General features: G+C 66.1%; 19 protein-coding genes and 1 pseudogene. 4 read left to right on the forward strand and 16 right to left on the reverse strand.

Annotated elements, in window-relative coordinates; all coding sequences use genetic code 11:
* Positions 1-507: 507 nt before the first annotated feature.
* The 3 genes and pseudogenes from HS048_RS29960 to HS048_RS29970 all read left to right on the forward strand — a co-directional run bounded on the left by HS048_RS29960 (position 508) and on the right by HS048_RS29970 (position 7,087).
* Positions 508-1,309, forward strand: a pseudogene (locus HS048_RS29960) (transposase family protein).
* A gap of 151 nt (positions 1,310-1,460) precedes the next feature.
* Entirely contained in the window at positions 1,461-6,518 is a 5,058-nt protein-coding gene (locus tag HS048_RS29965) for a DNRLRE domain-containing protein (protein WP_196469358.1), read from the forward strand.
* Between the two features lie 116 nt (positions 6,519-6,634).
* Positions 6,635-7,087: a hypothetical protein gene (locus tag HS048_RS29970; protein WP_196469359.1), complete on the forward strand. Its 453-nt coding sequence runs from the start codon at positions 6,635-6,637 to the stop codon at positions 7,085-7,087.
* Positions 7,088-7,193: 106 nt separating this feature from the next.
* On the opposite strand, the gene HS048_RS29975 is transcribed toward HS048_RS29970, so the two are convergent.
* The 16 genes from HS048_RS29975 to HS048_RS30050 all read right to left on the reverse strand — a co-directional run bounded on the left by HS048_RS29975 (position 7,194) and on the right by HS048_RS30050 (position 21,852).
* Positions 7,194-7,814, reverse strand: coding sequence for a transposase (locus HS048_RS29975; RefSeq protein WP_196469565.1), 621 nt, complete (start codon positions 7,812-7,814; stop codon positions 7,194-7,196).
* Complete coding sequence (locus tag HS048_RS29980; RefSeq protein WP_196469360.1) at positions 7,724-8,269, reverse strand: winged helix-turn-helix domain-containing protein; 546 nt, start codon at positions 8,267-8,269, stop codon at positions 7,724-7,726. Before HS048_RS29980 ends, HS048_RS29975 begins: the two co-directional genes overlap by 91 nt.
* A gap of 154 nt (positions 8,270-8,423) precedes the next feature.
* The gene (locus tag HS048_RS29985; RefSeq protein ID WP_196469361.1) at positions 8,424-9,458 is read right to left on the reverse strand and encodes a transposase; all 1,035 of its coding nucleotides are present in this window, start codon (positions 9,456-9,458) and stop codon (positions 8,424-8,426) included.
* 30 nt (positions 9,459-9,488) lie between these two features.
* On the reverse strand, positions 9,489-10,589 hold the full coding sequence (locus HS048_RS29990) for an integrase core domain-containing protein (protein ID WP_196469362.1): 1,101 nt from the start codon (positions 10,587-10,589) through the stop codon (positions 9,489-9,491).
* A 231-nt stretch (positions 10,590-10,820) separates the two neighbouring features.
* Entirely contained in the window at positions 10,821-11,462 is a 642-nt protein-coding gene (locus tag HS048_RS29995; RefSeq protein WP_068903703.1) for a nucleotidyl transferase AbiEii/AbiGii toxin family protein, read from the reverse strand.
* Positions 11,462-11,782 carry a hypothetical protein gene (locus HS048_RS30000; protein WP_196469363.1) on the reverse strand — a complete coding sequence of 107 codons (321 nt, stop codon included), beginning with the start codon at positions 11,780-11,782 and terminating at the stop codon, positions 11,462-11,464. The genes HS048_RS29995 and HS048_RS30000 overlap by 1 nt, the downstream gene beginning before the upstream one ends.
* A 375-nt stretch (positions 11,783-12,157) precedes the next feature.
* Positions 12,158-13,114 carry an ADP-ribosylglycohydrolase family protein gene (locus HS048_RS30005; protein ID WP_196469364.1) on the reverse strand — a complete coding sequence of 319 codons (957 nt, stop codon included), beginning with the start codon at positions 13,112-13,114 and terminating at the stop codon, positions 12,158-12,160.
* 531 nt (positions 13,115-13,645) lie between these two features.
* A complete protein-coding gene (locus HS048_RS30010; protein WP_196469365.1) occupies positions 13,646-14,194 on the reverse strand; it encodes a hypothetical protein in 549 nt (182 codons plus the stop codon).
* Entirely contained in the window at positions 14,191-15,342 is a 1,152-nt protein-coding gene (locus HS048_RS30015) for a tyrosine-type recombinase/integrase (RefSeq protein WP_230881928.1), read from the reverse strand. The genes HS048_RS30010 and HS048_RS30015 overlap by 4 nt, the downstream gene beginning before the upstream one ends.
* Before the next feature lie 719 nt (positions 15,343-16,061).
* A complete protein-coding gene (locus tag HS048_RS30020; RefSeq protein ID WP_196469366.1) occupies positions 16,062-16,430 on the reverse strand; it encodes a hypothetical protein in 369 nt (122 codons plus the stop codon).
* Positions 16,431-16,641: 211 nt separating this feature from the next.
* Positions 16,642-17,208, reverse strand: a complete 567-nt coding sequence (locus tag HS048_RS30025) for a hypothetical protein (protein ID WP_196469367.1) — start codon at positions 17,206-17,208, stop codon at positions 16,642-16,644.
* A 64-nt stretch (positions 17,209-17,272) separates the two neighbouring features.
* Positions 17,273-17,770: a hypothetical protein gene (locus tag HS048_RS30030; RefSeq protein ID WP_196469368.1), complete on the reverse strand. Its 498-nt coding sequence runs from the start codon at positions 17,768-17,770 to the stop codon at positions 17,273-17,275.
* A 487-nt stretch (positions 17,771-18,257) separates the two neighbouring features.
* Positions 18,258-18,914 (reverse strand): response regulator transcription factor, encoded by a 657-nt coding sequence (locus tag HS048_RS30035; protein WP_307832697.1) that lies wholly within the window; start codon positions 18,912-18,914, stop codon positions 18,258-18,260.
* Positions 18,911-20,035, reverse strand: a complete 1,125-nt coding sequence (locus HS048_RS30040; protein WP_307832698.1) for a sensor histidine kinase — start codon at positions 20,033-20,035, stop codon at positions 18,911-18,913. The genes HS048_RS30035 and HS048_RS30040 overlap by 4 nt, the downstream gene beginning before the upstream one ends.
* 22 nt (positions 20,036-20,057) lie before the next feature.
* Positions 20,058-20,753, reverse strand: coding sequence for a hypothetical protein (locus HS048_RS30045; protein WP_196469370.1), 696 nt, complete (start codon positions 20,751-20,753; stop codon positions 20,058-20,060).
* Between the two features lie 502 nt (positions 20,754-21,255).
* Positions 21,256-21,852, reverse strand: coding sequence for a hypothetical protein (locus HS048_RS30050; protein WP_196469371.1), 597 nt, complete (start codon positions 21,850-21,852; stop codon positions 21,256-21,258).
* 323 nt (positions 21,853-22,175) lie between these two features.
* Between HS048_RS30050 and HS048_RS30055 the strand changes: the two genes are divergently transcribed.
* Positions 22,176-23,315, forward strand: coding sequence for a DUF6183 family protein (locus tag HS048_RS30055; RefSeq protein ID WP_196469372.1), 1,140 nt, complete (start codon positions 22,176-22,178; stop codon positions 23,313-23,315).
* Positions 23,316-23,485: the final 170 nt, after the last annotated feature.

Below are 23,485 nucleotides of genomic sequence, written 5' to 3' on the forward strand. Positions count from 1 at the left end.
CGGAACGCGCCGTCAGGCCCCGCCACGACCCGTCACCGGATCCGGAAGGAGTGCGGACGAAACACCACCAACCGACATGCAGAAACCCTGATCGCCGCGTCGGGCAACCGCCTTCTAATCCGACGGTCGCAGGTTCGAATCCTGCAGGGCGCGCTTTTGATCATGGCCTGACCTGCGGAAACTCGAAGGACAGGCCTCTTCTGGAACGAAGTTCCGGCCCCTGCGCGCTCGTGGCGTGCTCGCGTGCACGGGCTGTGCACACGTCATGATCGAAACGGGCTCACAGCGTTGACCTCAGTGGCCATGACGCCGCCCTACACCCAGATAGGTGCCTCCTGGACGTTCCGGATCCTCCGCGAGTTCTTGGCGGCAAGGGCTGGCGCTCTGCCCGTCAGCGCGGCAAGCAGGAGGCTTTTTCATCCTGATGGCCCAGGTCACAGCGGACCTGCAGAAGGCGGTAGCAGATAAGACGAGGCTCCCGGTAAGACAGCAGTCGACCAAAATCCGATGCCCCAACCGGGAGCCTCATCGCTGTCACACCGTGCCGCGATTCCGCTGTCTGACCGCACCCTCGTCCGCCTGGCCGACTTGATCCGCGCCCATCGCGCGCAACGACGCTCCTGATGGCGCCGCCTCGGCCCCGGGCAGCAGGCCCTCCTCGTCCTGGCGCATCTGCGCAACGGCGACACCTACGCTCGCCTGGCCGGCGGGTTCGCCATCGGCACCACCACCGCCTGGCGCTACGTGCGCGAGGCGGTCGACCTGGTCGCCGCTCTGGCCGACGATGTGCACACCGCCGCACGCAAGGCCTCCCACCTGGCCTACGCCGTCCTTGACGGCACGCTTCTCCCAATCGACCCGCTAGCCGACGACAGGCCGTACTCCTCCGGAAAACATCACTGACACGGGGTCAACGTCCCGTTCCCGCCGATCCGACCAGCCGCCTGGTGTGGGTCTCTCCCGCGCTGCCCGGCGCGGTGCACGATCTGACCGCGGCCCGGCGGACCGGCCTGATCGACGCGCTCACCGGCGCCGATGTCCCGGTCTTCGCCGATCGGGGGTACCAGGGCGCGGGCGGCACGATCCGCACGCCGTTCAAGCGCCACCGGCACCGGCCGCGCTGTCACGCCATCAGAAGGCCGTCAACCGCTCCCACGCCCATATCCGGGCGATCGGGGAACGCGCCGCCGCGACGCTAAAGGCATGGAAGGCGCTGGTCCGGCTCCGCTGCTGCCCGCGCCGCGCCACCGCGGTCGTCCAGGCCATCCTCGTCCTGCAGCTCATCGAAGAGGGTCGCTACCCAGGATGAAAAACGCTCGCTGTATTGACGCTTCTCGGCTACACGGCCTTCGGGTGGCCACATCCGGTCATTCCCATCCACACTTTAAGATCATCTTTACTTTTATGCAGTCTTTATGTGAGGATCATCCGGTTTGTAAGGAAAATCACGAGAGGCCGGAGTGAACACACATCCTCCGAGGCCCGGCGCACTCACACGTAGTCGCCGCACCTCTCTGATAGCCGCCCTCGGGCTATCAACCTCTCTCCTAGCAGCGGTACCCGCCGCCGCCGACCCTGCCCCCACACCCTCTGCATCTACGGCACCGGCCCCTGCCGCCGACCCGCTAGCCTCCCTCAAGGCCGAGGCCAAGAAGCAGAACAAGCGCATCGAGATCGAGTCCTACCGGACGGATACCTCGACCACCTACGCCAACCCCGACGGCAAGACCCTCTACGCAGAGGTGCACTCCACCCCGATCCGAGTGGAGAAGGACGGGGCCTGGCAGCCGATCGACACCCGCCTGGTCGAGCAGGACGGCGTCATCAAGCCCAAGGCCATCAAGGGCGACCTGACCCTGTCCACGGGCGGCGACAGCACCGTGGTGAAGATCAAGAACGAGAAGGGCACGGCCGAGGTCGCCGCCACCGGCAAGCTGCCCAAGCCACGCCTGGTCGACAACACCGCCACCTACCCGTCGGCCTATGGCAAGGGCATCGACCTGGTCGTCACCGTCACCCCGACCGGCTTCCGCCAGGATGTCGTGATCCGCGAGCGGCCCGCCGGCAAGCTGAAGATCCGCGTTCCCGTGGATCTGCCCAAGGGCGTGCGCTACGGTAAGGACGCCTCCGGAGACCTGTCCCTGCTCGCCGACAAGGGCGGCAAGGAACTGGTCGACATCACCACCGCGCAGATGATGGATGCGGCGGCGGTCGCCGATCCTGAAAAGGGCCGGCTCGGTACCGCGGCCATGACCGCCAAGCAGACGGCCACCGGCCAGGAACTAGTGATCTCTCCGGACACCGGATTCCTCGCCGACCCCGCGGTCACCTACCCGGTCACCATGGCGGCGGCCTCCGACACCTGGACCGGCACCGGCATCGCCGACGACACCTTCGTCAGCCACAGCTACCCCTCCAGCTCCGGCAACATGACCCTGGACCGCCTCATCGCGGGCAAGTCCAACAGCGGCAGCGTGACCTGGCGGTCCTACATCCGCTTCAACGTCGACGACACCCCGCTGATGGGCGGCACGGTCGAGAACGCCGACCTGCGCTTGTGGAATTACCAGTCCAACACCTGCGACTCCGAGATCAACTCCGGGATCATCGCTCGTCCGGTCATCACCGACTGGAACGCCAGCACGATGACCTGGAACAACCAGCCGGCGGTCACCGGTCAGGCCTTCGCGGCCAGCAAGGGCGCCTACGACATCGACTGCGCCCGCGGCGAAGGCGAGCTGTACTACTCCATCGAGGAGATGGTGCAGGGCTGGATGGACGGCGCCAACGACTACGGTGTGCGCCTCAGTGCCGTCGCCGAGAGCGACCTCACCAACTGGCGCTGGTACCGCTCCTCGGAGTACGGGTACTGGGGCAACGGCGACTACCCCCGCGGCCCCGTACTCTTCGTCCAGTATGTGCCTGCTCCAGAACCTGTATTTGTCGCATTCCCCAGCAATGGCGACCCATCGGACAGGTATCTTTCCTATGATGAGGCTATGGCGCGGAAAGGCGCAATAACCTCTACCTCATCTCCTCCCGTCATCCCCGGCCTTACGCGTGAGGAAGCCGAGGAGATAGCTCGCGCATCCGATGTAACGTATGGGGTAAATTCGAATGATATTACTCCGCCTGAATGGGCAACGCCTGAAGATATCGCCGCTGCTACAAATCCAGATGGACCACCAGGAGAAACAACAGAAAACGATGATCCAGCCCCCACACTTCCTGGTGACACCCAGCCACCGTCTGTAGTAGCGATTGCACCGCCTGCTGGAGCCACCGCTGTCGCACCTGAGGCATGGTTGACGGTCGATTTCAATGAACAAATAACTGGGGGAGTGGTAACATTACGCGATAGCGATGGTGCTGTAGTCGAAGGAGAACTAGATACTCCAGAGCCGGACGACGATCCCTTCGTCATGTTCACCCCGAACAGTAAGCTAAAGCTATCCACTACATATACAGCCCAAATCTCTGGAGCGAAGGATCTTAGCGGCAATGTGATGGCCGACTTCTCGTGGACCTTCACAATTTCCGATACCCCCACTCCGGCGCCATCGCCGAGCACAGCGCCACCTGTTGTCACGGAAACATTTCCAACCCAGAACACCAATGACGCCTCTCGCGATACCGAGGTGAAGGCGCATTTCAATAAGCCTGTCATTAAAGCGAATATCGAGGTTAAGAGTTCTTCTGGCTCATCGATATCTGGAACTCAGACGATGGACCCTGATCAGAATGTCTTGACCTTTGTTCCAGCGAGTTCTTTGGAGGCAGAAACCCAATACACTGCTACGGTGAGCGCCGGCGTAGACGAGGTTGGCAATGTCATGGACGCCTATACCTGGTCTTTTAAAACAAGCGCTATAGGGACTTCTCCTTCACCGTCACCATCGACTGGTGAGCAGCGTACGGTTTCGCTTCCGGTGCAGCTCGACGGCTGGATCAGCAGAGAAGGAGTAACGTCGTCCTTCGACGACTCAACGCTGTGGGCCGGCGTGTACAGCGGGATTGCCGAGCGCACCTACCTGAAGTTCGACACCTCGGCCCTGGCAGGCAAGAAGATCACCAGTGCTGAACTGGAAGTGTGGAACTCCGAGTCCTACGGCTGCGGCGACAGCACCTCCGGCATCAAAGCACAGCGCATCACCACCGACTGGAACCCCGCCACCCTGGCGTGGAGCAACCAGCCCGCGGCCACCGACAGCGGGGAAGCGGTCTCCCGAGGGCCCGGTGAATGCAGCGGGTACGTCACCTGGACCTGGCCGATGACTGAGGTGGCGCAGGCCTGGGCAGCCGGGCAGGGTAACTACGGCCTGATGCTGCGCGGCGTTGATGAGTCCGCTTCGTCTCCTCAGTACGACCGTGGTTACCGCGCTTCCGAGGATCAGGGATCGGACGGGCACCCGCCGGTGCTGAAGGTGACCTACACCGACACTCCTGGTTCGACGCCGACCGCAACGCCCACCACCGGGCCGGATACGGCGCCGCCGACGATCCTCAAGGTGGAGCCGGTCGACGGCACCGAGGATGCCCCGGCCGATGCCCAGGTGAAGGTGACCTTCAGCGAACCGGTGACCGACGCCCGTCTTTCCCTGACCGACATCTTCGAGGAGACGGAGGTCCCGGGCAGCACAACGATGGACGCCGGCAACACGGTGCTGACGTTCACCCCCAGCCAGCCCTTGGACTTCTTCTATTGGGCCGAGGTCAGCGGCGCCAAGGACGCTGCCGGCAACGTCATGGACGACTCCTACGGATGGTCGTTCTCCATCGAGCAGCAGATCCCGACGGAGCCGTCCGCTTGCCGTACCGCTTCGGCCTGGACGAGCGGTGGCAGCTATCCGGTCGGCACTCAGGTCAAGCACCGCGGTCATGCCTGGGAGTCCATCCCGCTCGACCGTTTCCAGTTGCGGCAGGAGCCCGGCACCGGCAACGGCTGGGGCTGGCGGGACCTGGGCGCCTGCACCAGCGCGTTCAGCAGCTCCACGTCAGAGAAGCAGGCTGGACCGGAATCCCCGATGGCGGAGGCACGCAACACCAAGCCGTCCGTCGACAAGGTGTGGACACGCTCGCTAGGGGCCAAGGACGGAACAGCGGTCGTACCGACCACAACGCCGGAACTGATGGTCAAGGTCTCTGACCCGCTGAAGCGGAAATCCACTGTGGAAGTCGAGGTCACTCATGATCCGAAGGCTGTTTCGCAGGACAAGAAACCAATTTGGTCCGGCATCGCCAAGGGTGTCGCCTCGGGATCCGCAGTCGCTATTCGGGTTCCTGCAGGAAAAGTCAAGGATGGTTCAACGGTTCACTGGCGGGCTCGAGCCAGGAACGATAGTTCCACGGGCACTTGGTCGTCCTGGCAACCCTTAGAAGTCTCCAGCAGCACCGCTACTGCTACAGCCGCGCAAAGCATCACCACTTCCAGTTCATCAAACAACTTCAGGTGGTTCTGGGCAGAGTGCCAAGAAGAGCCGAGGTCCAGTTTTGGTGTTCAAGACACAGGAGCACTCAAGAACCGATTCAGCTCCTGCTATCATTCAACATTCTTCATCAATCAATACAATCTTCCCAATAGGGCCACTCCGGTGGGTGGAGTAAATTGGCGCTACACCGTCCTAGGGGAGACAAACCAGAACTCCCGTGATCTCCTATTCCAGATGTACGTGGATGAGTGGGAGCCGTGGGGCGAACGTAATCTGACTGCGCGTTTCTGGAGTCAGCCGGTCACCATCGCCCTCGGCCTCACCAATGATCCGCTGGAGGATGGGAAGTGCAACGCCGTTAAAACGTCAGGGGCAGATAAGATCACCAGAACGCTTCGGCAGTGGGTGGACGGCAGAGGCGAAGCCGGCCCGCATGGACACTACAATTCACCGTCCTCTGACCCTATCGATGGAAACGAGCAACGGAATTATTGTCAGGCAACGTTCTGGTTTGAGTCGCCATGGACAGAGGGCAAGTTGACGACTTCAGACTCCATACAGCAGATCCGCTGCGATACGGCAAAGTATATCAATCTCAATCCCAAGGGAGGATGTATCTTCGTCTGGGCAAAGCCCCACGTAACAATCGTCGAAGATTACGGCCATCAGGCGTTCCACCTCTGGTACGCTAAAAATCAAATGGAACACACAATCCCCAGGAAAGAAAGAAAGTCAATACCCGGATTCTCCATAGATTCGACCATTACGCGAATAACGAGTAAAACAAAGAGGGAAAGTAATCACAAGCGCTCACAGAGGACATGCAAGCGAGTGTGGGGGAAGAATTACGCCGACGGCTACGCAGTCACCCATAATGGAGAAAAGGGAAACTGCGATGAGTTTCCCTTCCAGTCAACACGAGAAGGTTCCGCAGACAGGGATCCTCGAACCAACAAATTCACCGACAACTTCTCCGTCCTGATCATCGGCGAAGAAACCAATCAGGGATTCGGGAGGGACATTCTGAATATTTGGTACAATAGCGACCGAATCCTGGATGGCGATACATTTTGGGTCAGACTCAAGTAGTGCACTCAGATCAAAATAGATGAACTTCAAGGCGGGTTGCGATCCTCCCTCGGACAGGGACAGGATCGCAACCTTAGCCTTCCTTCACTAGAACTAGTCAAAAGATCGGCTTGACAATGCCTCTCAAACCGGAATATGCACAGTACGCGACCGTTATAGAGAAGTTCAGGCCTCTGGCCGACGAGAAGAAGAAAATCGCATTGGCGTGGTTGGCCAATCTGATAGCAGTGCGATTCGAATTCACCTCTGAAGACTGCGTCATGAAGACCATATCGCACCTCTCTGGCGGAGAGTCATCAACACAGCTCCAAAAGTGCATGGCCAGACTAAGCGGAAATCTCATGGAGGAATTCGAGGAACTCTTCGATGAAGATGAAGATGCAATGGATGAAGCTGTCGATGCCGGGCATCCGCTCTGGAGGAGGGCTCAGGCAATGGAAGCACTCTTCTCCCTTATCGCCCCTGCTTCGTTGGAGCCGTACGGGGAGCCGACGATCCTCCACGCCCGACTCGCCCTTGGTGACGAATGGCCCACTGTGGCAGATGAACTCCTTGAGAAGATGTCTTAAGCGAGGGCTTGAGAGCTGATTCTGGAGCGCCCCATGGTGAGGTAGGCGTGGAGGCTGATGCGACCATGGGCGAGCCCTTCCTCGTATTGAGGAATAAAGCCGGAGGTTACGCCTGATCGGAGATCGCGAGTCCGGTCTCGGCGACGAACCCGTTAAGCAGGTCAGGCCGGTACTGCATGGATTTGAGCCGACTCTTGATCAACACGGTGAGCTGGTCGATGCCGTGAACGGTGAAGTTGAGGACCTTGGTGCGCAGGTTGGACCAGATGCCCTCGGCCGGGTTGAGATCGGGCGCGTACGGCGGGAGCCGGTAGACCAGCAGCCAATCGGCCTGGGCCGCGATCCAGGTGCGCATCTCGGCGCTGACGTGCTCGGGCAGGTTGTCCCACACCAGCGAGATCGGCCCGCCGAGCTGGGCGTGCGCGGTGCTCAGCAGGGCTTGGAAGGCGCCCTCTCCGAAGCCCTTGGGCTCGTTCTTGCGGCGGTGGTAGGTGAGCGTGCGGTAGATCAGGCGGGTCCGCCGGCCGGGTTTGACGCAGATCAGCCCGGCGATCGAGGTGCGCCCCGCTCCGCTGTGGGCGACCGGCAGGACCGGGGTGCGGCCCGCGGGTACCCAGGTTCTGCCCTTGGGCGGTCTCAGGCTCTGGCCGGATTCGTCGGCGAAGCAGCGCCAGGAGTCCCAGGCCGCCCGGGTGCTTTTATCGCGGACCAGGTCCGCTTGATCCAGGTGGCGATCCGGTCCTCGTCGCGCCGGGCGGCCCGGTGCGCCGGGACCTGGAACGACCAGCCCAGCCGCTGGAGCAGGTAGGCCGCCCCGCGCGGGGTGTAGGAGATGTGGAACGTCTCGGCGATCAGTACGGCGACGCGTGCGCTGGTCCAGCGCTGGTCGTCCCAGCCGTGCGCGGCCGCGCCCTCGGCCAGGAGCGTCTCCAGGCGGTCGGTCTGCGCGTCGGTGAGCTTGCAGCCGGTGCCGGCGGTGCCTTTGGAGCGCAGGGCGGCCTTGCCGCCTTTCTTCCAGGCCCGATGCCACTCGCAGGCGGATTTGCGGGTCACGCCCAGCAGGTGCGCCACCCGCGGGGGTTGGATTCCTCCGGAGAACATGTCCGCTGCCCGCAGCCGCAGCGCTTGGCGTCGCTCGCGCTCGGGGTCGGACAGTCCTCCGCTTCTGTCGGAGTACCTCATACCTCCAGGCTGTCACCTGGGGAAACAGCGAAGTCGAGCGTCCTTGGCGTCTCATGACGCCCGGATTTCTTCGTCAGTACCGGTGGTCTGTTAGACCGGGACGTAGAAGTTGAGAACGCGACCGGATCCGACTGCGGCGAGCAGGCGTTGGAGTTCAGGGGGCGGGGGCGCGTTGGACCAGGCACGCCAATAGCGCTGGAGCCGTATCCAAGGGGTGAGCCAGCCGCGGACGTAACGCAGCGCCCGCGGCCATGAAGGACGATGGCTCCTGCCGGGCACCGATTTTCCCCCCGCCCTCGGCGGACGGCCCGTCGAGGCGACGATCCTCTTCTGGCGCGGGTGAACGTTCACCGCCTGGACCTCCTGAGCCGGCGGATGGGCCGCTTCCCGCGAGCCAGGTATGCCAGCAAAAGCAGAACGCGGCCATCACCAGCGTCTGATGGCGGCGGATCGCCCGGGAGGAGCGGACCTGGAAGTCGGCCCAGCCGAGCTCGTCCTTGACCTGCTTGTAGCCCTGCTCGATCCAGGAGCGCAGCGCGTACAGGCGGACGATCTGCGCCAGATCGGCCGGGGCGTGCGGACAGGCCGCGGCGGCCGGGCCGCCGGGGCGCGGCAGGTTGGTGGTCAGGTACCAGGTGCTCGCATCGGGCAGTCTCGCCGGGTCGGTGGTGGCGACGACCATCCGGTAGCGCTCGTCGGGGCCCCATGCTCCGAGCCGGGCCTCGGCCGCCCACCACGTCTCGGTGTGCCCGTCGCGGAAGTGGCGCTCCACGCGCGTCCAGTCTCCGGGCGCGTCCGGGCCATCCCAGGCCAGGCAGCAGGCGGCGTCGATCGGAGTGTGGGCGGCTCCGGCAGGAGCCCAGGAGCCCTTGCGCCGCTTGAGTGCCAGCACGTAGGCCAGTCCGAGCTGCCGCAGTTCGGTCCGGTAGTCGTCATTGTCGCCGTAGGCGCAGTCGGCCACCACGGCGGTGAAGGGGATCCGGGCCTCGATCGCTCGGGCGACCAGCCGGGCGGCGATCTTCGGTTTGGTGGCGAACGCCGGGTCGTTCGTGCCGCGCGGCAGACGGCAGGCGGCCGTGTACGGCTGGGCGTGCAACGGCAGGTACAGCCGCTCGTCGGCCCACAGCGTGGAGACGGTGACGATCCCGCTGTCGGTCTTGCCCAGCCGGCCCAGCCATTGCCGGGACACTGCGCCTGCCGAAAATTCTATCCGCGCAGGTCAAGCGGCATGTGAGTACTCATGGAGGACTCCGCCGAGCCGGTCCCGTCTACGGACGCTCAGCTCGGCGATTCGCGTCGGATCCGTGATCGGGCCCGGAACGGCGTGTAGCGGGGCTGCTTGATCCAGGGCCTGATGGGCACGGTGCCGGTTGTAGAACCGCTCGTACTCACGTAGAGCGTGCCTCAGATGGCGCTCGTTCCACAGCAGGCAGCGGTCGAGCAGCTCGCGGCGGCATGACTGCACCCACCGCTCCATGACCGCGTTCATACGTGGCACGCGGACACCGGTGAGCACGGTCCGAATGCCGGCCTCGGCCAGGATCTCGTCCATGAGGGCGGGGAACTTCCCGTCCCGGTCCCGGATCAGGTAGCGAACCTGACAGCCGGCCTCTTCCAGGTCCATCACGAGGTTCTTCATCGCCTGGACGACCCAGACCGCGGTGGGATGGGCGGTGGCGCCCAGCACGCGGACGCGCCTGCTGGCGTGTTCGATGACGGCCAGGATGTACTGGCGTTGCCCCGTGAGGGTGACGGTCTCGATGAAGTCGCAGGCCAGGATGGCGTCGGCTTGGGAGCGCAGAAAGTCGGCCCAGGTGACAGACGCTCGTTCAGGGGACGGATCTATGCCTTCCTGTTTGAGGATCTCCCACACAGTGGAGGGTGCGACCGTGATGCCGAGCATGGCCAGCTCGCCGTGGAGGCGCCGGTATCCCCAGGACGGGTTCTCCCGGACCAGACGGATGATGAGCGCTCGGATGGAGCGGACCGTGGTCGGGCGCCCCAGCCGTTTCGGCCGACAGGTGCGGGCATGACGCCGTCTCATCAGATCGCGGTGCCAGCGCAGGACGGTGTCCGGGCGGACGAGAAGCCGCAGCCGACATAAAATCTCGCGGGGCAGCGACGTCAGCAGTGCGGCGAGAAAGGCACGGTCCTCAGGAGCGAATCTCACCCTGGTGCCGACACCAAGCTGCCGTTCGAGAACAGTGATATGATGGCGCAGGGCAAGGATCTCGACGTCCTTGTCCCGATCGCTCATCGGCAGCAACCGCAGCGCGGCGAAGGTGTTCGTGACGGCGAGATAGGCCAGACGAAGCAGCACAGACGATCATCATGGCGTACTCCGAGCGGCGGGGGGTCACGCGCCAGTCGATCCCCCGCAAGGCCATGACCTCGCCGGATGACATTATCGGCAGGCACAGAGCCGGGAACTCTCCGAAAGGGCTGCGTAGCCCGGCGACACCCGTTGATCAGCTCGTCGAGTGTCTTCCGGCGTTCGATCCGTCCTTCAGCCTTTGCGGGAACTTGCGAAGCGGTACAACCGGCGGAGGGATCACTCGCCCTGCCTCAACTTCTTCTCCCACACGCCGAAACGCTCCCTGAGCGCCTCAGCCGCGGCCGCGTCGACGCCGTACACGGCGAACTCCTCATCGGTACGGCGGCGCACGTACGCCAGCATCTCCGCGAACACCTCTCGATCGAACCCGGCATCCCGGCGAGCGGCCAGGTCCAGAAGCTGATCGCGCGTGTACCGGCCCGACTCCACGAGCGCGTCCACATCGATGAAGTCACGAGCGAGCGCGCGGTTGAACAACGCCTCGGTCTTCCCGGCCGCGACGTCATCCGGATGGAGGACCGGGCCCATCTCCATCCGCACCGGCGGCTGAAAGCGCACGTCCGCGACGACCTCGACCTTGCAGCCATGACCTGTGCCACGCTCAGAGATCCACATCCGGACATACCGTTCAGTGCTCTGCAAGATCTCAGCCTGGTACCCGGCTGTTCGGTACGCCTCTGCCACCTGGTCCGCCGCCGCCGGACAGTCCATATCCAGCGCACCGAATAGATCGACGTCCTCGCTCGGCCGCTCCACGATCCCGTACGCCTGCACGGCGTAACCACCGGCCAGTGCGAAGCCGTACTGATCGGCGACGCTGAGACCGATCTCGATCAGTCGTCGGTGGAAAGGGTCCATCACGCGACCTGATCACGAAGCCAGGTGAAGCGTGACTCCCACAGTCGGCGGACCCGCACCGGCAAGATCAGATCAGGCCAGATGCGGACCAGCAGATCGGTGTTCAGGTACGCCTTGAGATCTTGTTCTCGGCCTTCCTGGATCACCTGCTCGTACATAACCCGCAGCGCCGTCGGATCAGACAGGTCGTAGGAGCGTCGTGGGCTCCAGTCCAACCAGCCGGGCAGCATGACGATCCCGTCCGCAGGCCCGGTCAGCTCCTCCAGAGCGCGGGGAACCGCATACGGGCGGATGTTCGCGTAATTGAGCGCCCTGTCCATGCCTCCAGTGTGACATTTCCGCCGGAGCCCCACCTCTTCGATGACGCAACCCCACACGGGCAAGCCATCAGCGTGACCGACTTCGGCGACCACACCGTGAAGGCCGCCTTACCTCGATACGGTCCATGGTCAAGGACCCATGTTTGCTCGGTGGTTGCTCGTCTGTCGCGATACGGCCCGGCACACGGTGGCATCATCCGGCAGACCGGCGGAGACGCTGGCGGACAGAACGGTACGAGATGACAGGTCGCGGCACCGGACGGCAGTGAACCCGTCGACTTTTAATCCGCAGGTTCGATCTCCAGAATCGGCATCCCATAGATGGTCGTCTCGCCTCTCCTGGAGCCGCTCGGCTCAGACACGGCGTTGATCACATTACCCGACCGGACCGTCCTGCGCTGGAACCCACTCCAGCAAGCGGCGGGCGAGATCGAGCAGGTCCGGCAGGCGCAGGACCCGACCTCCGCTGCCCGGTAACGGGACATGCAACGACTCCGTCCAGCGGGACGGGATTGCGCCGAGCCCGTAGACGGCGCCCGCCAGGCCGCCGGTGACCGCGGCGACGGTGTCGGTGTCCCCGCCCAGGTCGATCGCGGCACGCAGGGCGTCCTCGAAGTCGGAGGTGGTGCGCACCGCCCACACCGCCGACCCCAGGCAGGGCCAGACCGCGCCGTTGAACTCGGTCGCCCGGCTCGGGTGCCAGGCGGGGTCCAGGACGACGGCGTAGCGCTCCCTGTGCTCCGGACGGACGGCGGCGAGGATCTCCGGCAGCGCCGCCGTCGGGTCGGCGCCGTCCAGGGCGAGGCGCACCAGCTCGTGGAAGACCGCGGTGCCCTCCCACGCCGCCGGATCGCCGTGGGTGAGCGCGGCCAGGCGGCGACCGGCCTCCATCGTGACCTGCCGTCCGTCGCGGGCGAAGTACACCGCCGAGCTGGCGGCCCGCATCAGCGCGCCGTTGCCGGCCGCCCGGTGGCTGCTGCGGTAGTGGGCGTCAGCCGCCTGATCCCACGGCAGGCCGCGGCTCAGCACATCCTCGGTCTGCACCCCGATGTCCTTGGGATCGTCGGCCGCCCACCGCTGGAAACGGGCGAAGACGTCCGGCAGATCCAGGCCGCCGCGCTCCAGCAGCGACTCGGCCACGTGCACGGCCATCTGCGTGTCGTCGGTGGCCTCCCCCGCCTCCCAGCCTCCGCCCGCGCGCATCTCCCCGGCACCCGGCGCCGGGAACCGCGCGGAGAACGCCCCCGCCGGGCCGAACTCGAACGGGGCACCGAGGGCGTCGCCCACCGCCGAACCGATCACCGCACCGGCGGCACGCTCCAGACGATCCATGACGGCAGGCTACGGAGCGGAAAAACCCTGATCCATCCCTTTTCCGCCCGCCGCGGCCCCGCCGTACCGCCGACGGTCCCGATCACGCGTGCTCGCGGCGTGCTCGCATGCCCCGGAACGCGCCGTCAGGGCCCGCCACACCCCGGCATCGGATCCGGGGAGAGTGCGGACGAAACACCACCAACCGGCATCCGGGAGCCCTGATCACCGCACCGGGCAACCGCCTTCTAATCCGACGGTCGCAGGTTCGAATCCTGCAGGGTGCGCAACCGAGACCAGGTCATTTGGCATCTGACCTGGTCTTTTGCATGCCCAGGGCTCACCTCTCCCCTGCCGCCGCAGGCAGCCGGATGCAGCCGCATGCCACCCGTCGCGGAACATACGCGGAATGCCCACGGCCCCGTTCGCCCAGGTAGACCGCAGGATTTTGCGTCTTCCTGCGTCGCTCCATACCCGGACACGACGAAGGGCCCCGGTGTGCTCCGGGACCCTCCGTGCCCAATCTCGATTGCCGCATCGCGAACTTCCGTACTACGCCTCGCCACCGGCTCCCATGCCGAGATGCCTGTTCGCAGCTTCAACGATCTTCGCGGCTTGTTCACGAAGCTCGTCATCGGTCGGCGGCTCTGTGCGGCCCCACGCTTGCCAATCCTCTACGAGGATCATGAACTCCGTGATCTCACTCGGATGCCCGCATTCGCCCATCGAATCCCAGATCAGAAAGACCGCCCCCTGCGAGATGGGCAGCGAACCGTCGACGATGCCCTGCGCTACGTCACGGGCGACGACCCAGGGATCACGTTGGACGTCGATCGGCGGGAAGCCAGCCTCGACCAACACCTGGCGGACCAGCGGTTCCACTTCGGACATCGGCCCTATGGAGAGCGTCTGCTCGATCAGTTCCTGAACCGCAGGCGTGTCGAGGCCCGCTTCCAGGAGGTCGCAGGCCAGCCATCCGGCTTCCGGAACGGTCCCCTGTAGACGCTGTTCGTGGAGAAGGTCACCCCTCAACTTCGCAAGACGGTTCCGGAGGTCAGCGGAGAGTTCCACCTCAGCAGTATCCCGCCCCAGGCCGTTCACGCCGTGAGTGCCCTCTCTACCCGCTGGTTGGCCGCCTCGCGCTGGCCGTCGATGCACTTGGAATAGACCTTGAGCATCACGTCCACCCCGTGGCCCGCTCGTTCGGCCGCCTCCGGGGCGTGCACTCCGGCGTTCAACCACAGCGACACCGCAGCGTGGCGCAGGTCGTACGGCCGGGCCGCCAGCGGTGAGGCGACCTGCTCGGGTGTGAAGGCGTAGGTCCGCGCCTCCTTCCAGACCTTGGCGTAGGCGGAACCGGAGATCAGGCCGCCCGTGCGGGTGCGGAAGAGCCGGCCATCCGGCCCGACGCCGAACCGGTCGATGTGCTCCCGCAGCATGGCCACCAGCTCCGGCGGGATCGGGACCTCCCGGACCGTCTTACGGCCCCGGTGCTTGAGCCCGCGATCGTCGTGCGTCTGCCCCGAGTCGGTGAAGCGCTTGTTGCTCTGCGGCTTGGTCTTCTCCAACGTGAGCAGGCCCCAGCCGGACGTGGGAAGGTGGCAGTCCTTGGCTCGCAGCCCCGCCGCCTCGGCCGGCCGCAGACCGCCGAAGTACATGCACGCGAACATCGTCGTCAGCATCGGCCCGCGTGAACGACCGACGTAGCTCACCGCCGTCAGCAACTCCCGCGCCTGGGCCGGATTGACCACCGAGCGCCGGTCGATCTCTCCCGTGGACTTGGCCCTACGAAGCCTGACCCGGTGCAGCGGGTTCGCCGGAAGTTCCTCCCGCTCCACCGCGTACTCCAGCACGTGATGGAAGACTGCCCGCTTGCGCCGGTAGGTCGAGGTGGCCGCCGCCGTGCCGTCCAGGAGCAGCGCCAGGGCCTCCAGCGCCGCACGGGTGTGCTTGGCCTCCTCCAACGCGCTCAGGGGCAGCGAGGCCGCCTCCAGCCACCGCAGCGCGCGGGCGATCTCCGGCGAGGGCACCGGCCGGCGGTCCTCCGGCAGGAAGGAGAACTCCCGCAGCGCCCGGCGAATCGTCTCGTCATCGGGACGACCGGGCAGGTCCTTCGTCAGGACCGGTGTGACGTTGGCGAGCATGTCGGTCATGCCCTCGCGGGTCTTGGCCGCCGCATGCGGCCACCAGGCGTGGACGTAGGCCACCGCGAAGGCGTACCAGGTGCGCACGTCCTTGGCCTTGACCATCGAAGAGGGAAGACCGCTGTCCAGATCGAACGGCTCCCCGGTGCGGGCCGCCTACCGCAGGTCGGACAGGAAGCTCTCGGCCAGCCCTTTGGTCCTGAAGGTCAAAGCAGCGGCGCGCCGCCGCACGGCCCAGCGTCGCGGACCCCGGCCGCGCATGCGGCCTGGGGGCCGGTCACGGCCGGGGCCGCACTCGGGCCGCGCACCGACCACCGGCCCCGCCGTACCCAACGGACTCGCCGCACCGGGGCCGCCCCGCCACTTACCTCCAGGCGATCCGATCCAGCGCCTCCGCCAGCTCAACAGCAGACGAGATCTGGACGCCTTCCTGCTCCAGCGACTGGTCATCCCAGTCAACGCGCGTCACGTCCAACGTGCCGCCCCGGAAGACCGCAACCACACACTCGATCGAAGACCGCCCCATCTGGAGGATGTAGACGGGTCCATACCGGGAGCATCGAACGGGCCCTTCACAGTAAGCGTGATCCCGCCAGCGGCCAGTGCCTCAGATCGATCACGCCGCCATTGCTCCACCGCCGCAACAGTCGACTCGTCCTCGCCATGAGAATGCAGATCACCCACAGCCCGCAATCCTTTCAGCGTTCGGTAACAACCCGCCTCCGGCTCCGGGATGACCACCGACGGCGTGCTCATCACCGTCGGCCTTTCGGTGGCTGGGGTAGGGGCCTGCTCAGTGCGCGAGAAACACCAGTCCGCCTGGCTCAGTGTGAATCACTGATCTCGGGACAGCCCGGCGGCTCCACGATCTCAACCCCGATGGGCGGTGCCACGCTGTCCGCCTTCACATCAGGTGTGTAACCGTCGGCCGTCATCCAGGGCAGGGGCGAGCTGGTCGGGAAGAGTCCTTCTTTTCGCAGCTCCTCCCTCTGCCATCCGAGGAACGACTCAAGGGACTCATCCAGTGCGAGGTGCTCGGCCTCTGTAAGTGGTCGCACGCCACAATCCAGCGGGGTGGCGGTGCTGAGTGTAGGCACGGCCACCAGTGCCGTGATCAGCAGCAAGGCTGCGCTCCGCCTCTTCACGCGCCACTTCCCATCGCTCACCACTGCCACCAGCGAGATCAGCAGCATGAAGCATCTTGATCACGAATGGAAGGCGCCGACGATCGAGGCATGGCTTCGCATGTGTGAACAGTGACGTGGGAGCCACGCTGGGAGCCACCCGAACGGACGATCACGAACCGAGCCGTACGGATCTGAACGACCGGAGTCCCGACGAGCAGCACAGCGAACAGGCCTGAACGGTCCTGGACGTCGTTCGGGGACCTACGGATCACAAGGTTCATGCAGGGGTCAGCAGCCACCGGGCAAAACAGTTCACTTCGTCCAGCCGGGTGTACCAGCACACCTTGAAAGCGAACGCTGTGCACGTCGTCGATATCAGGATGCCCGGATCATTCTCTTGTGATGGTCGTCCGTGCACCGGCGGCACCGGTCCCGGTCGGGCAGGCACCAGGGGTTGCGAGTGTGGTCCGATTCCGTCGCACGCGGCGCTGAACAAGGCGATCTCACCGCTGTGCACGATGAGCGGGGCACCGTCTTCATCATCGGTGTCCGGATACCGGAGGGCTTCAGTCAGCACGTGCGGGTAGTCGAGACCGGATGCCTGCACGACGGCGATGCCGCCGTCTTCTGCCTGGAAGACCTCCATCCAACTGTCATCGCGGACGACTCCGTCGGCGCCGACGAGGGCTGCCCAGCCGGCTCCGACCGGGATGCTGGTGTCCTCCGGACCAAGGTCAACAATGTCGTCGTATTGATTGTCGCTGAATCCGCGCCACGCGCCGCGCAGTGAAGCGTCGACAGCGAGAAACGGATCACCGTTCGTCCAAAGTCGGCCAGTATGCACCCAGGATCCTCGCACTGGTCCAGTGTGGATGAAAGCCGACCAGCGCGGCACGGTGTCGGCGGTCTCAGCCGCGAGAAGGCTTCTCGGGGCAATCGGCCTCCACCCAGGTGGCGGTCAGGTCCCGGCAGACCACCATGACCGTTCCCGGCCGGAAGGCGATCTCGTGGCTGCATCCGTCAGGGTGCGGCAGTATCTCGTCGAGGATCACCATGCTGCGCGGCTCGAACCCAGAGGGTGCGGTGACGTCGAGTCTGTAGTCCGACACACCGTCGTAGCGGATGACCAGATCCTCTTCGTGCTTCCAGCAGTTGTGCCGGAACGCGAGTTCCACGAAGTGCTCTTCCCCGGCCTCCCCGAAGGCGATACGTTCCAGGTTGAGGTCCTTCATGCACCGCGGGCCGTGGAAGTCGTAGTGCAGGGGATCCGCCGCGAACGCACGGGCGCCCGCCGGCAGCACGTCGGCGAACTCGGGAAGCCGCTCCAGGTACTCGGTCGGGCTGATGACACCATGGACGACACCACCGGGCGGGGTCATCGAGACGTTGAGGTCGACGTACTTCATGCGCCGGCCGCATCCGGAAGCATGCGAGTGCAACCGCTGCGGAACATACACGGAATGATCTTCATCGCGTTCACCATGCCATAGGCCGTAACCGCAGCCCACCGTATTGCGGAGCCACCGACTGCCGCTCCACTTCCAATCCGACGGTCGCAGGTTCGAATCCTGCAGGGCGCACATCGCGGGAGCAGCACAAAAGAGCCCCTGACCAGCGGCAACGCCGGTCAGGGGCTCTCTTGGTGTGTTCGGTCGGCGGCGGGTGACTGTGCCGAATACGTGCGTAAGTTTCGGGGCCGGTCTCTGATCACTCGGCGTCCTCCCTGATCACTCGGCGTCCTCCCTGAGCACGTCGGCGTCCTCCCTGAGCACGTCGGCGTCCTCCCTGAGCACGTCGGCGTCCTCCCTGAGCACGTCGGCGATCTCGCGCTTGGCAGCCTCGTCCTGTCCTTCGGCGCTGCGGGCCGGTGAAACTCTGGTCTGCCCCGGAATGTCAGACGAGGCCGGTCTCGTAGGCGATGATCACGAGCTGCGCGCGGTCGCGTGCCTGGAGTTTGGCCAGCAGCCGGCCGATGTGCGTCTTGACCGTGGCCATGCTCAGCTGCAGGTGCGCGGCCAACTCGGCGTTGGACAAGCCGTGGGCGATCAGCGTGAGCACCTCCCGCTCGCGGGCGGTGAGACCGTCGAGGCTCGTGGCCGGCGGACGCCCCGGTCGCGGGCGGGAGGTGAACTCCGCGATGAGCCGTCGGGTGACCGAGGGCGCGAGCAGCGCGTCCCCGCCGGCGACCACGCGGATGGCGTTGAGCACCTCCGCCGGAGGGGTGTCCTTGAGCAGGAAGCCCGCGGCTCCCGCCCGGAGAGCCGCGTAGACGTAGTCGTCGAGGTCGAACGTGGTCAAGATGAGCACGCGGACGCCTGCCGCCACCGGATCGCCGCAGATGCGGCGCGTGGCTTCGATGCCGTCCACGTCCGGCATCCGGATGTCCATCAGGACGACGTCCGGTTCGTGTGCGCGGGCCAGTTCGACGGCCTCGGCACCGGTGGCCGCCTCGCCCACGGCCTGCAGGCCGGGTGTGTGGTCGACGAGGACGCGGAAGCTGCCGCGCACCATGGCCTGATCGTCGGCGATCAGAACGCGGACGCCGCTCACGGGCTGCCCTCCCCCTCCAGCGGAAGCCGTACGGACACCGCGAAGCCGCCCTCCTCACGCGGGCCCGCGGTGAAGGTCCCGCCGTGCATGAGGGCACGTTCCCGCATGCCCAGCAGGCCATGCCCGCCCGGCAGCCTGCGGCGCGGGCCGCCGGGCCCGTCGTCGACGACGTCGATGGCGACGCTCCCGCCGCGGGCCGTCACGGTGACACCGCAGCGGGTCGGGGCGGCGTGCTTGACGACGTTCGTGAGCGCCTCCTGCACGATCCGGTAGACCGTCAGCTGCGTTCCCTCGCCGAGGCCCGACAGGCCCCGCACCTCCAGAACGACCTCGATCCCCGCCCGGCGCGCCTCCTCCGCGAGCCCGTCCAGGCCTCCGGTACCGGGCGCCGGTCCCATCGGGGTGCCGTCGGTGCGCAGGACGCCGAGCGCGCGACGCATCTCCGTCAGCGCCGACCTGCTGGTCTCCTCGATGACCTTGAGCGCCGTGACGGCCTCCTGCGGGTCGTCCGCCGCCACATGCGCCGCGACACCCGCCTTGACGGCGATGAGGCTGAGGTTGTGCGAGACGATGTCGTGCATCTCGCGCGCGATGCGCAGGCGCTCGGCCACCAGCGCGTGCCCGGCCTTCCTATGGCTTTCCGCCCGGCGGAAGCGGACGGCGAACCCGGCCGCCCACGCGCCGCCGATCACCACCAGCACCAGAGCGACCAGTCCGGCCGCGTCCTGTACGCCGCCCGACGGGGTGATCACCGCCTCTCCGAGGTAGACCCCTGCCGCCGCCACCGGGAGCGCGACGGCCAGGGCGGGCACGGAGCGGCGCGTGGGTTCCGCTAGCCCCACCAGGTAGGCGGCCAGCCCTCCTGAGATGTACGGCTCGCGCGTCAGGTCGAGGATCGACGCGCTGGTGAGGGCGGCGAGCACGACGCCGAGGACCGGCAGCGGCCAGCGGCGGCGCACCGCGATGGGCAGCCCGGCCGCCGCCGCGACGACCCAGACCGGCCATACCGGACCGCTGTAGGCGGGCAGGCCGTCCACGGCGGGCGTACGCGCGAATTCCAGGTAGACCGCGGTCACGGCGACGGCTGCCACCAGATCGACGACATACGGCAGCCGCTTCACGTGCCGACCGTATCGTTCCACGTCATCCCGCCTGTCCCAGTACGACCATCAGTCCGACCGCGGCCAGCGTAATGGGCGCCCACCGCAGCACGGCTGCCCTGCTCGGTCGCGGATGAGCGGTCAGCACGGCGAAGCCGTACGGAACGAATGCGATCGCGAGCCCGGTCAGGGCCACCAGAGAGAGCGGTGTGGTGCCCTTCAGCACGCCGAGCGGCAGCGCCGCCGCCGACGCCAGGGCCAGCGCACGGACCGGGCCGAGCACCTGGGCACGCCAGGCCCCGAACGCCAGGACCGGCCAGCCCGCCAGGATGGCGACGTTCAGGAACGACAGCGGCTGGAAGGCGCCGTACGTCTCGGACACCACCTCCGTGGCGAGGTCCGCGCCCATGGCGTCGGTCAGCCGGAACGCCATGTGGTCGGCGCCCGCGTGGAAGACCCGGGCGAACAGCCCCGACATGGCGAGAAGCCCGCCTGCCAGTCCCCATCCCGAGCCGATCCCGGCGGCGAACAGCGCCACGGCCGGCCAGAGCAGGAGCGTGCCGACCGCGATCAGGGCGTAGGAGGCGGTCAGCAGCGCGGGCCCGCTCTCGTGCGCGGCGAGCTGGGCGGGATAGAAGAAGTCGTACGGCACGCGTAGCAGGGCGCCTGCCAGGAGGAGCAGCGGCGCCACCACCATGGTCGCGCCACCGGCCCAGCGGCCGGGAAAGTCGGATGTCATGTCCACGACCCTCCCGCGGGAGTCTCGCCCGGGGCGTCGGACCGTGGCCTGCTCTTTCGCGTCAGACCTGGGTATGACGCGATCGGGCTTCGGCCTTCTTCGCTCTCGACGCCGTCAGCGGGAGTCAGGCGGCTGCGGGGCCCTCCGCTCTCTGCCACAGCGGCTCTTGGACCTTCGCAGACCGCTGCACGCGGCCGTTCTCCGGTGACCTCGGAGACAGAGAGGGACCCCCTGTCACTCTCAGAACCGGGATCACGTGACCCGGCCCCCTCCTCCTGGAGCAAAACGGGCCAGGGTGGTCCTGCCCGAGCCCGGAGGACCGCCGACCAGGGTCAGCACCGGAGTCCCCGGACGATCGCCGGCAGCCACGAATGTCCTCAACGCTCAAGCCGTACGACGGCGGTGCCTGGGCGAGCCGGACGGCGCAGAATCCCGGCTCGCGGGACAGCCTGCCGTACTCCATCATCGGCAGGCGTGCAGCCCGAACCTCCGTTTAAAGCATTCACCCCGCGAAGAACCGCACGGTGAATCTCTCCGAGAAAGCCCGGTAATGCCGTGCGTACACGTCTTCCGCGCCCACCGAGTCCAAACGGGCGACTTCTTGGTCCACCATATCCCTCGCCCCCGGCACGTCTCCGTCGAGGGCTCGGACGATGGGGATGATCACAAATCGATCCACATCCAGCAGGAGATCGCTTTCATGGACCCTCTCGGAGAAATTTCTCCAGTCGGCCCACCACTCGATGAACGGTCCGCCGTATCGCATCACCGCGGAGGCGATCTCCTGCGCCGTGGACCGATGATCACCATCTCGGGAGAAGCGCCATTCCCGATACGCCGACTCGGGCATCAAGTACCCCAAGGGACTGAACAAGGTAGGGCTCTTCAGGATGCCGGGATTCGCGTCCAGCTCCGCCCAGGCCTCCTGCACCCTGTCGTGCCGGACCCCTATGACCGGGTTGACCGACAGAGAGCGGGGCATTTCGCCGTCATTCTCATTGAGACCGAGCCACCCGCTCCCTTCGGACCCGCGACCCTGAATGAAGATGCCCCTGGATCGGGTCACCGAGAACCCCACGGCCTTCAGCGACTCTTTCATCGCGTAATGCACTTCTTTTCGTATCAACCTGACCATCGACGGCCCACCGCGCCCATCACTTGATTATATGGACATCGGTTGCACCTGTCCCTCCGCCCTCGAGTCCGGCCTTCGCCGCCGTCCTTCCCGCGAACGCCCCTCCCGCCGGCCCGATCGAGGCGTATCCGGAAACGGCCGCTCCGCTTCACCCCGTACCGGCTCTCCCGACCACCCGGCGGGCGGCCGTTGATACAGCGCAGCCCTCAGTGAGTCCTTCCGGTGCGACGGAACCGGAGGGCCCGGCTCTACGCAAAAGGCGTGGTCCCGCGCATAAGCTCGGCGATGTGATCAACCAGATACAGGAAATCGTGGAGACGCTTCCCCGGTTGGAGAACGTGAACGGCGTATGGGCGACGGCCGAACGCCGCCTCGCGGAAGGAGACGCCGCCTTCCTGGCCGACCTGGGAATCGCCCTGGACAGGAGGTACGCCCCCCACCCCGACATGTGGCAGTACAGGAGCGTCTTCGACCACCTCCTGCGGCTCCTGGCCACCTCCCCGGGCCGGGGAAACGTCGAGCAGGCTCTCCGGCTGGTGTCCGGGTCCGGATCGCGTCACCGGAAGCTGGCCCGCTACACCGCCTCGCTCCTCGCCTCGAACCAGACCCCGGAGGCGCTGACCGTGGTGTTCGCCGGCGGCGGCTCGGTGGCGGGCGCCGGGGAGGAACTCCGGGCCTGCCTCGTCCACGAGATGGCGCTCCGGGGCGTGGCCGTCGAGGAGACGCCGGGGATCTCCGGATGGGCCACGTCACCGCACTGGAGCCGTCATCCGCTGGGCTGGCTGCCGCTGCCCCTGTCCCCCATGGAGGAGAATCCCGATCTCCCCAGTTACAGCGCCGGCGGAAGCAGCTACTCGATACCGTACGGGCCGTCCCAGGGGCCGGGCACGAGGCCGGGCTCCACCGGCCTCCCTGTGCCGTCGGCCGCCGAAACGACGACGGAGCCGGCCGTGGAGGCCATCTCCGCCGCCGTGGCGAACTGGGCCGAGGAGTCCAACGGTCGTTTCGAGGCCAGGACCTTCGATCTCACCGAACCGCTGGAGACCGGTGCCGTTCCCGCCCTGCTCATGGCGCTGGGCCTTGCCTGCCTGGACGGTTCAGGACGGAGCGGGTTCTCCGTCTGGTCCTGTCCGCCGTCCCATGCGTGGCGGGTGTTGTTCGCGGCGGCGTCGACGGGAGGGGCCTACAACTCCGGGTGCCACGGAGCGTACGGCCGGCTGGCGGCGTGGAGATCGCTGGCCGGACTGTCGGGGGCACCGGAAGGGGCGTCCGCCGCGGAGGTGGAGCGGCGGGTGCGGGAGTGCGCCTGGTTCGGCTTCGACGGCGCCACCCCGTGGTTCGACCAGGTCGCCTGGGACATCGGCCTGGCCGCCCTCACTCCGGACGGCCGGCATCTGGCGGTGCTGGCCGCGACGGACACGGACTGACGGAGCAGAGCAGCGGCGGCTGCTATCGCGACCGCCGATCAGACCGCACCGCTCCACAGCCGCTTCGCTCAGAGCGGTCGCGAAAACGAGGATGGTCGCGGTTTGCCGATAGCGATGGTCGCGCTTTGCCGATAGCGCGGCATGACCGCACACCCCCGTGAGGGTAGGGA

It is taken from the genome of Planomonospora sp. ID91781 (assembly GCF_015711595.1).
Classification (GTDB): Bacteria; Actinomycetota; Actinomycetes; order Streptosporangiales; family Streptosporangiaceae; genus Planomonospora; species Planomonospora parontospora.

Excerpts from the sequence above, each read along its gene's own strand:
- HS048_RS29970 (WP_196469359.1), top strand. The coding sequence starts at position 6,635 with ATGCCTCTCAAACCGGAATATGCACAGTACGCGACCGTTATAGAGAAG.
- HS048_RS29980 (WP_196469360.1), bottom strand. The coding sequence starts at position 8,269 with ATGAGGTACTCCGACAGAAGCGGAGGACTGTCCGACCCCGAGCGCGAG.
- HS048_RS29995 (WP_068903703.1), bottom strand. The coding sequence starts at position 11,462 with ATGGACCCTTTCCACCGACGACTGATCGAGATCGGTCTCAGCGTCGCC.
- HS048_RS30000 (WP_196469363.1), bottom strand. The coding sequence starts at position 11,782 with ATGGACAGGGCGCTCAATTACGCGAACATCCGCCCGTATGCGGTTCCC.
- HS048_RS30005 (WP_196469364.1), bottom strand. The coding sequence starts at position 13,114 with ATGGATCGTCTGGAGCGTGCCGCCGGTGCGGTGATCGGTTCGGCGGTG.
- HS048_RS30015 (WP_230881928.1), bottom strand. The coding sequence starts at position 15,342 with ATGGTCAAGGCCAAGGACGTGCGCACCTGGTACGCCTTCGCGGTGGCC.
- HS048_RS30020 (WP_196469366.1), bottom strand. The coding sequence starts at position 16,430 with ATGCTGCTGATCTCGCTGGTGGCAGTGGTGAGCGATGGGAAGTGGCGC.
- HS048_RS30030 (WP_196469368.1), bottom strand. The coding sequence starts at position 17,770 with ATGAAGTACGTCGACCTCAACGTCTCGATGACCCCGCCCGGTGGTGTC.
- HS048_RS30045 (WP_196469370.1), bottom strand. The coding sequence starts at position 20,753 with ATGACATCCGACTTTCCCGGCCGCTGGGCCGGTGGCGCGACCATGGTG.
- HS048_RS30050 (WP_196469371.1), bottom strand. The coding sequence starts at position 21,852 with ATGAAAGAGTCGCTGAAGGCCGTGGGGTTCTCGGTGACCCGATCCAGG.